Origin of the sequence: Micromonospora sp. NPDC048170, assembly GCF_040652795.1 — a bacterium.
Taxonomy (GTDB): Bacteria; Actinomycetota; Actinomycetes; order Mycobacteriales; family Micromonosporaceae; genus Micromonospora.
The window spans coordinates 146,191-158,220 of sequence record NZ_JBEZMR010000005.1 but is presented as its reverse complement, the minus strand read 5'-3'; the positions used below and the strand labels follow the sequence as shown (position 1 = coordinate 158,220).

The window sequence follows — 12,030 nt, the reverse complement described above, 5'->3', positions numbered from 1 at the left end:
CACCCGCGACGGTTAGAGCCTAGTATCTCGCCGGGGAGGGGGTCGATCGTGCTCCGACAGCAGGATGTGGGACACCGGATCGTGGTTCGCCGAATCGTGGGCATTCGCGAAGGTCGGCCGCTCTACTCGGACGCCCTCGGCGAACTGGTCGAGCTGAGCGAAACCCACCTCACGGTCGCCACCGCGCAGGGCCGGCTCCGGGTACCGGTGGCCGAGGTGCACCGGGCCAAGCGGGTGCCGCCGACCCACCGGCCCACCGCCGCGGCGGTGGTCGAGCTGGAACTGGCCGCCGACGAGGCCTGGCCCGCCCCCGTCCGGGGACGGCTCGGCGACTGGCTGCTGCGCGCCGCCGACGGCTGGACCGGCCGGGCCAACTCGGCGTTGCCCGTGGGCGACCCTGACCGGCCCCTGCCCGCCGCACTCGACGCGGTCGAACGCTGGTACGCCGACCTCGGCCAACCACCGATGGTCAACACCCCGCTGCCCCTCGCCAACCCGGTCGGCGCGGAACTGGACGCCCGCGGCTGGGCCAGTGGCCCGCCCGTGCTGGTGCAGACCGTTCCGCTCGCCACCCTGTCACGGGCCGCGCTGTCGCAGGCCGCGCTGTCACAGGCCGCACCGCAGGTCGAGCTGGCCGCCACCCCGTCGGAAGACTGGCTCACCGTCGCCGCCGGCAGCAAGGGCGGCCTGCCGGACGCCGCCCGGCACGTGCTCACCGCCGTGGACCAGGTCCGTTTCGCCCACGTGTACGCCGACGGCGCACTGCTCGCCATCGGCCGGGGCGCCGTCACCGGGCAGGGGCGCTGGCTCGGGTTCAGCCTGATCGAGGTGCTGCCCGAGGCGAGACGGCAGGGCCTGGCCGGCCGGATCATCCGCGCACTCGCCGACTGGGGCATCGCGGCCGGAGCCTCGCACGCCTTCCTCCAGGTCGAGCAGCGCAACACCCCGGCGGTGGCCCTCTACCGCACCCTCGGCTTCACCACCCACCACACCTACCTCACCCGCGTCGCCCCCCGCTGACAGCCATCACCCCGCGCAACGCACCCGACGCACTCGACGCGGCGCACTCGACGCACTCGACGCACTCGACGCGGCGATCTTGCACTTTCCGCCCCGACAAAGCCGACATCCGTCGCAGATCGTGGGCACAAAGTGCAAGATCGCGGGCGGAGGGGGGGCGGGCGGGGGCGGAGGGCGGAGGGCGGGCGAGGGGTGGGGTGAGGAGGGGTGGGTGGGGTGGGTGGGGTGGGTGGGGTGGGTGGGGTGGGTGGGGTGGGTGGGGTGGGTGGGGTGGTTAGCGGCGGACTACCCGGCGGGGCTTGGTGGCCTTGAGTTCGGCGTAGCGCTTGAGGGACTGCGAGCGGTGGTCGAGGCCGAGCGCCGTGAGGAGCAGGAAGCCGAGCAGCACGCCGACGCCGGCAGCCGCGAGGTAGAGCCAGATCTGGGCGAAGAAGGTGCCCGCTCCCCCGCCGAACGGGTTGTCGCCGACCAGCAGCGGCCCGACCAGCACCGTGAGCAGCAACGCGATCCCGACGGCGGCGGCCAGGTCGGCGCCCCAGGCGGCGACGGGCCGACGCTTCCCCCAGACGAAGGCGACCGCGGCCAGGGCCAGCCCGATCACCACGAACATCCCCAGCGACACCCGGTCGGCGGCGGCCGTGTCGTCGCCGTCGAAGCCGAACCGGGTGACCAGCCGGGCGACCACGTTGACCGCGAACAGCGCGACCGTGAGAACCCCGATCGCCCGCCACCGCTCACTCATCGCACGCCTCCCGCCGTACCGCCCGCCGGGGCGGCGGGCTTCCTGGCAGGATGTCTACCACCGGAACCTGTGCGTCGTCAGTCCCCCGACCGGACCGGTGGTGGTGCCAGGATCTGCCGGAACCCCATCACCGCGAAGGTCATCGCGCCGGCCACGATCATCGTCAGGCCCACCCAGTTGTCGCCGGTGACGAGCAGATCCCCCTCGGCGGTACGGACCGCCGCGACCGCCATCAGGACGAACCAGGGCGTCGCGGGCAGCGCCACCGCCCAGCGGCGGCCCACCGCCTCGTGCGCGAACCAGCTGAGCGCGATGTTCGCACCGATGGCGATGAGCACCGAGACGCCGATCAGGTGCCCACCGACCCGGAGCGTGGCCAGCAGCAGCTCCAGCACCGCGGTGAGCGCCCCGGCGAGGACGGCGACCAGCCCGCCGGCCACCCGCAGGGCGAGGTCGAGCAGCCGCCGGGACTGCCCGGGCGGCGGTGGGGCGGTCTCCTCCGGGGCGGCCGACATCGACGCGACGGGCAGGGTCACCGGTGACCGGCCGCCGCGACCGGGGACCGGTCCGGACCGTCGGCGAGGTCGAGCCCGGCGAAGAGGTCGTCCTCCCAGCCGTACGGGCCGCTGCCCGGGCCCTTCTCCCCCACCGCGAGGGTGTAGTACTCCACGCCCATGAACTCGCTGCCGAAGTTGCCGGCGATCGAGTAGAGCCAGGAGGCGTCGGGGATCTGGGTGGCGTGCGCGCGCATCGCCGCCTCCTTGGCGGCGTGCTGCTCGGTGGCGTCGATCCGGGCGGCGATCTGCGTGTCCGGAGTGCCGAAGGGCAGCTCCGAGATGTCCTGGATGCCGGCGAAGGGATTGTCCGACGACTCGGCGAAGTGGGTCAGGCCGGCCTCCAGCACGCTGAGCGGCATCGCGGTCCAGTAGATCTTCGCCGGGGCGACGCCCTCCGCACGGGCCAGCTCGTACGCGCGCATCGCCACCCGGTGCGCCTGGATGTGGTCCGGGTGCCCGTAGAAGCCGTTGTCGTCGTACGTGACCATGACCTGCGGGCGTACCTCCCGCATGATCTCCACCAGGTGCCCGGCGGCCTCGTCGAGGTCGGCCTGCCAGAAGGCCCGGGGGTGTTCGTTGGTGGCGAGGCCCATCATGCCGGAGTCACGGTAGCGGCCGGCGCCGCCGAGAAAGCGGTGGTCGGTGACGCCGAGCGCGGCGCAGGCGGCCGTCAGCTCGGCGATCCGCCAGCCGCCGAGCTGGTCGGCCTCGGCCGCGACGAGCTGCGCCAACGCCGGTACGTGAATCTCGCCCTCCTCGCCGAGGGTGCAGGTCACCAGGGTGACGTGGGCACCGTCTGCGGCGTAGTGCGCCATCGTCGAACCGGTGCCGATGGACTCGTCGTCGGGGTGCGCGTGGACCAGCAGTAGGCGGCGGTCAGGCAGCGTCGTCACGCTGGTCACTCTAACCGGCAGTTCTCCTCCGCCGGCCCTGACGCGTCCACGCAGGTCGGCCACATCACCCCCGGTCACCGCTCTACGATCTGGGCTGTGGACTTTCCGGAGCTGGCCGCCCGCACCCGCCGGTTCAGCCGCGGAGCGCCGCGGGCCGTCACCGTGGCCGACGACGGCTCCCGGGTGGTCTTCCTGCGCTCGGCCGGCCCGGAGGACCCGGCCGACGCGCTCTGGCTGCTCGACGTGGCCACCGGCGAGGAGCGCCTGGTCGCCGACCCGACGGCGCTGCTCGGGGCCGACGCCGACGCCGACGCGCTGAGCCCGGGCGAGCGCGCGCTGCGCGAGCGGCTGCGGCTGAGCGCCTCCGGCATCGGCTCGTACGCGCTGGACGGCGCCGGCCGGATCGCGGTGTTCGCGCTGGCCGGGCGGCTGTTCCGGGCCGACCTGGTGCACGGTGACGTGATCGAGGTGGCCACCGTCGGCCCGGTGCTCGACCCCCGGCCCGACCCCACCGGGCAGCGCCTGGCGTACGTCACCGACGCCGCCGAGGGGGTCCGCCGGGGGCAACTGCGGGTGGTCGAGGACGACGGCACGGACGCCCTGCTGGCCGGCGAGGACTCGGGGGTCACCTGGGGGTTGGCCGAGCACATCGCGGCCGAGGAGTTCCACCGGTTCCGCGGCTACTGGTGGGCGCCGGACGGTCGTTCGGTGCTGGCCGCCCGGGTCGACGAGTCGCGGGTGGAACGCTGGCACCTGCACGACCCGGCCGACCCGGCCAGTCCGCCGACCACGGTCGCGTACCCCCGGGCGGGCAGCCCGAACGCCGAGGTCAGCCTGCACCTGCTGGATCTCGACGACGGCTGGGTCGACGTGCACTGGGACCGGGAGACCTACCCGTACCTGACGAACGTGCACTGGGCCGACGGAGGGCCGCTGATCACCGTGCTGCGCCGGTCCCAGCAGCACGGCCTGGTGCTCGCCGTCGACCCGCGCACCGGCGAGACCCAGGTGCACGCCGAACTGGCCGACCCGCGCTGGGTGGAGCCGATTCCCGGCACCCCGGCGCACCTGCCCGACGGCCGGGTGCTGGTCGGCGGCGAACTCGCCCACGACGGGTACGACGCCCGCTGCCTCTTCGCCGACGGGACCCTGCTCACCCCGCCGTCGCTCTACGTGCGGCGGGTGGTGGGGCGGGTCCCGGGCGGCGGCGGCCCGGCCGACCTGCTGGTGGAGGCGAGCGACGGGGAACCGAGCGAGCGGCACCTGTTCCGGGTACGCACCACCATCGGCGGCGGCGTGGACGCCCGCCGGATCACCACCGACCCGGGCTGGCACACGGCCGCCGTGGGCGGGGACGTGCTGGTGGTGGGGAGCGCCTCGCTCGACCACCCGGGCACCCGGTGGACGGTGTGGCAGGGCGGGCGCGAGGTGGCCGTGCTGCGCTCGCTCGCCGCCACCCCGCCGTACTCCCCGCTGCCGCTGTTGGAACGGGTCACCGACCGGCGGCTGCCGACGGCCGTGCTCTACCCGGACAACTACGTCACCGGCCGGCGGCTGCCGGTGCTGCTCGACGTGTACGGCGGGCCGGGGCACCAGGAGGTGCTCGCGGCCCGCGCGGCGTGGCTGGAGCGGCAGTGGTGGGCCGACGCCGGCTTCGCGGTGGTCACCATCGACAACCGCGGTACGCCGGGCGTGGCCCCCTCCTTCGAGAAGGCAATCCACCGGCGGGTGGCTGACGTCGTCCTCCAGGACCAGGTGGACGCGCTCACGGCGCTGGCCGGCAAACACCCCGACCTGGACCTTGAGCGGGTGGCGGTGCGCGGCTGGTCGTTCGGTGGCTGGCTGGCCGGGCTGGCGGTGCTGCGGCACCCCGAGCTGTTCCGGTGCGGCATCGTCGGGGCACCGGTCACCGACTGGGCGCTGTACGACACCGCCTACACGGAGCGCTACCTGGGGCTGCCGGACGACGGCACGGACATCTACGCGCACCACTCACTGGTGGAGCTGGCCGGCGAGTCGGTGCCGGGGCCGGAGGCGGCCCGCCCGCTGCTGCTGGTGCACGGTCTGGTCGACGACAACGTGGTGGCCGCGCACACGCTGCGCCTGTCCGCTGCGCTGCTCGCGACCGGCCGGCCGCACGCGGTGCTCCCGCTGACCGGCGCCACCCACATGGCCGCCGGCGGCACCGCGGAACGCCTGCTCAGACTGGAACTCGACTTCATCCGCCAACACCTCTAACTCCCCACCCCCTCCCCTGCGGCCCCACCCTCCCCTCCCCTGCCGCCCCATCCCGCCACGCCCACCCGCCCGCCCGCGCGCCCACGTCACGCCCCTCGCCTCCGCGATCTTGCACTTTGTGCCCTCGATATGCGTTGAATGTCCCTTGCGTCCGGGCGGTAAGTGCAAGATCGCGGAGGCGAGGGGCGAGGAGCGGCGCGAGGGCGGCGCGAGGGCGGCGCGAGGGGCGAGGGTGGGGTGGGGGGTGGGCTGGGTGTACGGCGACCCCCGGTCGACGACGTTGTCGGCCGGGGGTCGGTCCGTTGCCGCGGTTACGGCCGTACGGGTGGTGTCACTGCTTGACGTAGGCGTCCACGAAGCTCGGCCAGCCGAAGATGCTGCCGATGAAGACGCCGCCGGCCTTCTCGCCGTGGGCGACGGAGACCACCTCGGTGTAGAGCGGCACGGCCGGTGCCGACTCCTTCATCAGCCGCTCGTCGAGCTTGCTCCACTCGTCGGCCTGCTTGGCCGGGTCGAGCGCGAGCACCCGGTCGAACTCCGCGTTGAGCGCGTCGTTGTTGAGCTGCGAGGTGTTGCTGTTGCCCTCGGCCTTGATGCCGCGGCCGTCGAAGAGCACCGGCAGGATCGAGGCGCCGCTGGGCCAGTCGGCCGCCCACGAGTCGACCCAGAGGTCGTACGGGTTGTCCTTCTTCTTGACCGTGTCGAGGTAGCCGTCCTCCGGGATCGTCTTGATCGTCACGGTGAGGCCGGCCTTCTCCAGCGCGTTCTTGATCTGGGTCGCCCGCTCCTGGGAGCTGGTCACGTCGGAGGTGAGCAGCACCAGGTTCTGCGTCTTGCCGGCGAGCAGTTCCTTGGCCTTCTCCGCGTTGCCGCTGTCGCCGGCCGGGTACGCGTCGAACTGCTTGTAGCCGAGCGTGGTGGGCGGCAGCAGCGTGGTCAGTGGCACGGCGCCGTAGGGGCCGCCGAGGTTCTTGGTGATGCTGGTGCGGTCGATCGCGTGGTTGATCGCCTGGCGCACCTTCAGGTCGGTGACCCGGGTGGTGTTGATGCTCAGCCGGTACGCGTTCGGCGTGGCCGCGACGATCATCCGCGCCTTGAGGGCGGCGTCGCCGGTGACCTTGGCGATCAGCTCCGACGGGACACCGCCGGTGGCGACCGCCGCGGCGTCGTTGCCGGTGCCGGCGAGCACCCGGTTGGTCTGGGCGGCCTGGTCCGCGCCCAGCGACCAGATGAACTTGTCCGGGTACTGGTGGCGCACGGCGTCGGTGGCCGGGTCCCAGTGCTCGTTGCGCTCGAGCACGATCTCGACGCCAGGCGTGTGCTTGGTCATCTTGTACGGGCCCGACGAGAACGGCTGGTTGTCCAGGTTGACGCCGGTGTCCTTGTCGGCCGGCAGCGGCGCGGTGGCCGGCAGCGAGACGGCGAACGGCAGGTCACAGCGGGGCTTGTTGAACTCGAAGCGCAGGGTCCGCTCGTCGGGCGTGGTCAGCCCCGGCGGCAGCGAGGCCTTGTTGGCCTTGAAGTCCCACTTGGTGTCGTACTGCGGGCTGTCGACCAGCCACTCCTGGAGGTAGGTCGGGCCGCCGGTGAGGTCCGGGTCGAAGGACCGGGCGATGCCGTACGCGATCTCCTTGCTGGTGATCGGCCGGCCGTCCTCGAACTTCACCCCCTGCTTGACCTTGAACTCCCAGACCTTGCAGTCGTTGTTGACGTTGGTGCCGGGGGTCTCGGCCAGGTCACCGACCAGGGTGACGTTGCCCTTGCCGTCGTCCTTGAACGTGGTGAGGAAGCGGGCGTAGAGCTGGCTCCCCATCAGGCCGGCAAACGAGTAGATCCGCTGCGGGTCCATGTGGGAGATCTTGTTCTCCCGCAGGATGTAGAACGTGCCGCCCTTGGTCGCGCCGGACACCTCCGGCGCCGGGCCGAGAGAGTCCTTGGGGTCGGTCGCGATGGCACCGGTGCGCGGCTTGGTGGTGTCCACGCCGCCAGTGTCGTCGCCGGTGTTCTCGCTGCACGCACTGAGGGAAACCATCAGTGCGATCGCACCGCCCAGGGCGGTGACGCGCCTTGCTCGCATACTCACTCCTCCGGATCACCGATGAAGGAAAGCTTCGCGTAGATTTCCAGTTCGGTAGATTTCAATCGGATAACGGGGCCACAACGATCGGCACCCGGGACACGGCGGGTCAGCCGAGGCGTACCCGGGGGTCGATGAACGCGTAGAGCAGGTCGACGAGCATGTTGGCGACGACCACGAACAGTGCGGAGATCAGCACGGTGGCCATGATGGTCGGCAGGTCCCCCTGCCTGACCGCCTCCACCGCCGTACGCCCCAGCCCCTGGATGCCGAAGGTGGTCTCGGTGATCACCGTGCCGCCGAGCGCCGTGCCCACGTCGAGACCGGCGATGGTGACGATCGGCGTGATCGCCGCGCGCAGCGCGTGCTTCCCGTACACCTGCCGTTTCGGCATGCCCTTGGCCCGGGCGGTGCGCACGTAGTCCTCCGAGAGCGTCTCCAGCATCTGCGCCCGCGACAGCCGTGCGTAGATCGCGGAGAAGAGCAGCGCCAGGGTGACCCAGGCCAGCACCAGCCCCCGCGCCCACTCCACCGGATTCTCGAACAACGACGTGTACCGCGGCGTGGGCAGGATCTTCAGGGTGTAGACGAAGATCAGCAACAGCACCGCGCCGACGAAGTAGAGCTGGAGCGAGGCGAAGGTCAGGGTGAGGCCGATCGAGATCCGGTCCAGCAGCGAACCGCGCCGCAGCGCCGAGACCATGCCGAGCCCGACGCCGATGGCGAGCCACAGCACCGCGGCCGGCAGGACGATGCTCAACGTCACCGGCAGCACCCGGGCGAAGGTGTCGGTGACCGCCTCGCTGTTGACGTACGAGTAGCCGAGGCAGGGCGCCGCGCACTCACCGCCCTGCGCGCTGCCCAGATCGCGGCCGACGAAGATGCCCTTCATGTAGTTGGCGTACTGCTCCAGCTTCGGGTCGTTGAGCCCCAGCTCGGTCCGCACCCGCTCCAGTCGCTCGGCGTTGCAGTTCTTCGGGCACATGCCGGTCACCGGGTCGGCTGGCAGCGCGAAGAACAACAGAAAGCTGACCACACTCACCGCGAACAGCACCGAGATCGCCAGCAGCATCCGCTTCAGCAGGAAGCGCATCATGCGCAGAACCCCTTACCGTGACGACTTCGGGTCGAGCGCGTCACGCAACGCGTCGCCGAAGAGGTTGAACGCCAGCACCAGCGCGAAGATCGTGATGCCCGGGAAGAAGACGTACGCCGGGTCGGTCTGCAGGTAGTCGATGCTCCGGTAGATCATCCGGCCGAAGCTGGGCACGGACTCGGGCAGGCCGACGCCGAGGAACGACAGCGCCGCCTCGCTGGTCACGTACGAGGGCACCAGCAGCGAGAACGACACCAGGATCGGGGCCCAGATGTTCGGCAGCAACTGCCGGAAGAGCATGTGCGCCAGTCCCGCGCCGCTGGCCTTCGCCGCCTCGACGAACTCGCGTTCGCGCAGCGACACCACCTGCCCGCGGACCAGCCGGGCGGTGCTGGTCCAGCCGAACGCGGTGAAGACCACGATCAGCGTGGTGACCGCGAACCAGGTCGGCACCTCGTCGCGCGGGCCGTAGAAGCGCAGCGAGAACGTCGGCACCACGGCCAGCGCGAAGATCAGGAACGGCATCGCCAGGGCGACGTCGGTGATCCAGCTGATCACCGCGTCCACCACCCCGCCGAGGTAGCCGGCGAGGATCCCGAGGACCACGCCGATCGCGGTGGTGATCAGGGCGGCGCCGAGCGCGATCAGCAGCGAGGTGCGGATGCCGAAGATCATCCGGATGAAGATGTCCCGGCCCAGGCCGGGCTCCAGGCCGAACCAGTGGTCACCACTGATCCCACCCACGTATCCCAGCGGCATCCCGGTGCTGTCCAGCAGGTCGCCGAACTGCTCGTTCGGCGACACCCCGTAGAGCCGCTGGACCAGGGGCGCACCCACCGCCAGCAGCACGAAGAAGACCAGCACCACGCCGCTCACCAGGGCGGTACGGTCGCCTCGCAGCCGGCTCCGGACGAGCTGGCCCGGCGAGCGGCCGACCAGCGTCTTCTGCTCACCGTCGGCACCGCCGGACTCGATCTCGGCCAGCGCCGTGCCCTCGGCCGGGGACAGGCTCATCTCGACACCTCCTCGACGGTCGTGCCGGCCCCGGTCGCCTCGGGACCCGCCGGCCGCGCGTCGTCGCCGACCGGCCCCGTCTCCGGGAAGTGGCAGGCGGTGGCCTGGTCGCCGCCGCGCGACACCAGTGCCGGTTCCTCGGTGGCGCACCGCTCCTGCGCCTTCCAGCACCGGGTGCGGAAGCGGCAACCCGACGGCGGGTCCAGCGGCGTCGGAACGTCCCCGGAGAGCCGGATCCGGCCCGCCGCGCCGAGCTGGGTGACGTCGGGGATCGCCGAGAGCAGCGCCCGGGTGTACGGATGCTGCGGGCGTTCGTAGATGTCGTCCCGGTCGCCGATCTCGACGACCTTGCCGAGGTACATGACGGCGACCCGCTGGCAGAAGTGCCGCACCACGGCCAGGTCGTGGGCGATGAAGACGAACGCCAGGTCGAGGTCGCGTTGCAGGTCGCGCAGCAGGTTCACCACCTGCGCCTGGATCGACACGTCCAGGGCGGAGACGGGCTCGTCGGCGACGATCAGCTTCGGGCGCAACGCCAGGGCACGGGCGATGCCGATGCGCTGCCGCTGCCCGCCGGAGAACTCGTGCGGGTAGCGGTTGTAGTGCTCCGGGTTCAGCCCGACCAGTTCCAGCAGCTCCTGGACCCGCTTCTTCACCCCGCCCGGCGGGATGATCCCGTTGACCTGCAACGGCATCGCCACGATCCGGCCGACGGTGTGCCGGGGATTCAACGAGGCGTACGGGTCCTGGAAGATGATCTGGAGGTCCTGCCGCAACGAACGCAGCTCACGGCGGCCGGCGTGCGTGATGTCCCGCCCAGCGAACTCGATGCTCCCCGCCGTGGGTTCCAGCAGGCGTACCAGCATCCGCCCGGTGGTCGTCTTGCCGCAGCCGGACTCGCCCACCAGGCCGAGCGTCTCGCCCGGGCGCACGTCGAAGTCGAGGCCGTCCACGGCCTTGACCAGCCCGGTGCGCCGCAGACCGCTGCGTACCGGAAAGTGCTTGGCCAGCCCGCGCACCCGCAGCAGCGGCTCATCGGTGTCGGCCTGGGCACTCATCGGGGTTCACCTGCGTTCGCGACTGCGGGACTCCGCTCCGCTGCATTCCTCGCGCTCATCGGGCCACCCCCACGTGTGCGATGTCCTCCGCGTACAGCCGCGTCCGGTCGTCGGCGGACAGGTGACAGGCCACCAGGTGGCCGGGTGCGCCCGCCGGACGCAGCTCGGGAACCTCCGTGCGGGACCGGTCGCCGTTGCGGTCGGCGTACCGGCAGCGCGGGTGGAAGGCGCAGCCGGACGGCAGGTTGATCAGGCTCGGCGGGTTGCCCTTGATCGGCACCAGGTCCGCGTCCGCGTCGCCGTGCAGCGACGGCACGCTGGAGAGCAGGCCCCAGGTGTACGGGTGCTGCGGCCGGCGGAGCACCTGCTCGACGCTGCCGTGCTCGACGGCCCGCCCGCCGTACATGACCAGCACCTCGTCCGCGACCTGGCTGACCACGCCCAGGTCGTGGGTGATCAGGATGATCGCGGAGTGGAACTCGGCCTGGAGGTCGGCCAGCAGGTCGAGGATCTGTGCCTGCACCGTCACGTCCAGGGCGGTGGTCGGCTCGTCGGCGATCAGCAGGTCCGGGTCGTTGACCAGCGACATGGCGATCATCGCCCGCTGCCGCATGCCCCCGGAGAACTCGTGCGGGTACTGGTCGAAGCGGCGGCCCGGCTGCGGGATGCCGACCCGGCCCAGCATGTCCACCGCGCGCTGCCGGGCCTCGCGCTTGCCGGCCTTCGGGTGGTGCACCCGGTACGCCTCGGCGATCTGCCTGCCCACCGTGAAGTACGGGTGCAGCGCCGACAGCGGATCCTGGAAGATCATCGCCATGTCCCGGCCGCGCAGCCGGCGTACCTCCTCGTCCGGCAGGCCGACCAGTTGGCGGCCGCCGACGGAGATCTCCCCGGTGATGTCGGCCCGCTTGGTGTTGTGCAGCCCGAGGATCGCCAGCGAGGTGACGCTCTTGCCGGAGCCGGACTCGCCGACGATGCCGAGGGTGCGTCCGCGGGCCACCTCGAACGACACCCCGTCGACGGCGCGCACCACGCCGTCTTCGGTGTCGAAGCGGACCCGCAGGTCGCTCACCCGCAGGTAGGGATCCTGGCCGGAGCGCTGCTCCGGCACGCTGGGGCGGTCCGGTTTCCCGGACGGCGCCGACTCCGGCCTGTCCACGACGCCTCCCTCAGTGACGAAGAGAACTTACAGGAAAGCACTGAGGGTGAAAATAAGCTACATAAGCGGGGACTGTCAGCGGGCCACAGCGTAACGACTCTGCAACGGGCGTGAATACCCCTCACCAGCACATCCACGGCCACAACTGGAACGTCCCGGAGCAGCTCGTCCCCTGA

At 71.6% G+C, this 12,030-nt stretch carries 10 protein-coding genes; 2 read left to right on the top strand and 8 right to left on the bottom strand.

Annotated features, from left to right (window positions below):
- Window positions 1-48 precede the first annotated feature (48 nt).
- Window positions 49-1,020 (top strand): GNAT family N-acetyltransferase, encoded by a 972-nt coding sequence (locus tag AB0D32_RS11250; protein ID WP_357087824.1) that lies wholly within the window; start codon window positions 49-51, stop codon window positions 1,018-1,020.
- A 274-nt stretch (window positions 1,021-1,294) separates the two neighbouring features.
- Here the strand turns inward: AB0D32_RS11250 and AB0D32_RS11245 are convergent, their stop codons facing one another.
- The 3 genes from AB0D32_RS11245 to mshB all read right to left on the bottom strand — a co-directional run bounded on the left by AB0D32_RS11245 (window position 1,295) and on the right by mshB (window position 3,221).
- Window positions 1,295-1,762 (bottom strand): hypothetical protein, encoded by a 468-nt coding sequence (locus tag AB0D32_RS11245; RefSeq protein ID WP_357087821.1) that lies wholly within the window; start codon window positions 1,760-1,762, stop codon window positions 1,295-1,297.
- Window positions 1,763-1,839: 77 nt separating this feature from the next.
- Window positions 1,840-2,277: a hypothetical protein gene (locus AB0D32_RS11240; RefSeq protein WP_357088085.1), complete on the bottom strand. Its 438-nt coding sequence runs from the start codon at window positions 2,275-2,277 to the stop codon at window positions 1,840-1,842.
- A gap of 17 nt (window positions 2,278-2,294) precedes the next feature.
- Entirely contained in the window at window positions 2,295-3,221 is a 927-nt protein-coding gene (gene mshB, locus AB0D32_RS11235) for an N-acetyl-1-D-myo-inositol-2-amino-2-deoxy-alpha-D-glucopyranoside deacetylase (RefSeq protein ID WP_357087818.1), read from the bottom strand.
- Window positions 3,222-3,308: 87 nt separating this feature from the next.
- On the opposite strand from mshB, the gene AB0D32_RS11230 reads away from it, so the two are divergent.
- Window positions 3,309-5,450, top strand: a complete 2,142-nt coding sequence (locus AB0D32_RS11230; RefSeq protein WP_357087814.1) for a prolyl oligopeptidase family serine peptidase — start codon at window positions 3,309-3,311, stop codon at window positions 5,448-5,450.
- A gap of 331 nt (window positions 5,451-5,781) precedes the next feature.
- On the opposite strand, the gene AB0D32_RS11225 is transcribed toward AB0D32_RS11230, so the two are convergent.
- From AB0D32_RS11225 to AB0D32_RS11205, 5 genes are all read right to left on the bottom strand, one after another.
- Entirely contained in the window at window positions 5,782-7,527 is a 1,746-nt protein-coding gene (locus AB0D32_RS11225) for an ABC transporter substrate-binding protein (protein WP_357087811.1), read from the bottom strand.
- Window positions 7,528-7,636: 109 nt separating this feature from the next.
- A complete protein-coding gene (locus tag AB0D32_RS11220) occupies window positions 7,637-8,623 on the bottom strand; it encodes an ABC transporter permease (RefSeq protein WP_357087808.1) in 987 nt (328 codons plus the stop codon).
- Between the two features lie 12 nt (window positions 8,624-8,635).
- Entirely contained in the window at window positions 8,636-9,637 is a 1,002-nt protein-coding gene (locus AB0D32_RS11215; protein WP_357087805.1) for an ABC transporter permease, read from the bottom strand.
- A complete protein-coding gene (locus tag AB0D32_RS11210; RefSeq protein WP_357087802.1) occupies window positions 9,634-10,695 on the bottom strand; it encodes a dipeptide ABC transporter ATP-binding protein in 1,062 nt (353 codons plus the stop codon). Before AB0D32_RS11210 ends, AB0D32_RS11215 begins: the two co-directional genes overlap by 4 nt.
- A 55-nt stretch (window positions 10,696-10,750) precedes the next feature.
- On the bottom strand, window positions 10,751-11,854 hold the full coding sequence (locus tag AB0D32_RS11205) for an ABC transporter ATP-binding protein (RefSeq protein WP_357087798.1): 1,104 nt from the start codon (window positions 11,852-11,854) through the stop codon (window positions 10,751-10,753).
- Window positions 11,855-12,030 lie beyond the last annotated feature (176 nt).

Bases quoted from the DNA above. Each gene is read 5' to 3' on its own strand.
- AB0D32_RS11245 (WP_357087821.1), bottom strand. From the start codon at position 1,762: ATGAGTGAGCGGTGGCGGGCGATCGGGGTTCTCACGGTCGCGCTGTTC.
- AB0D32_RS11240 (WP_357088085.1), bottom strand. From the start codon at position 2,277: ATGTCGGCCGCCCCGGAGGAGACCGCCCCACCGCCGCCCGGGCAGTCC.
- AB0D32_RS11225 (WP_357087811.1), bottom strand. From the start codon at position 7,527: ATGCGAGCAAGGCGCGTCACCGCCCTGGGCGGTGCGATCGCACTGATG.
- AB0D32_RS11220 (WP_357087808.1), bottom strand. From the start codon at position 8,623: ATGATGCGCTTCCTGCTGAAGCGGATGCTGCTGGCGATCTCGGTGCTG.
- AB0D32_RS11215 (WP_357087805.1), bottom strand. From the start codon at position 9,637: ATGAGCCTGTCCCCGGCCGAGGGCACGGCGCTGGCCGAGATCGAGTCC.
- AB0D32_RS11210 (WP_357087802.1), bottom strand. From the start codon at position 10,695: ATGAGTGCCCAGGCCGACACCGATGAGCCGCTGCTGCGGGTGCGCGGG.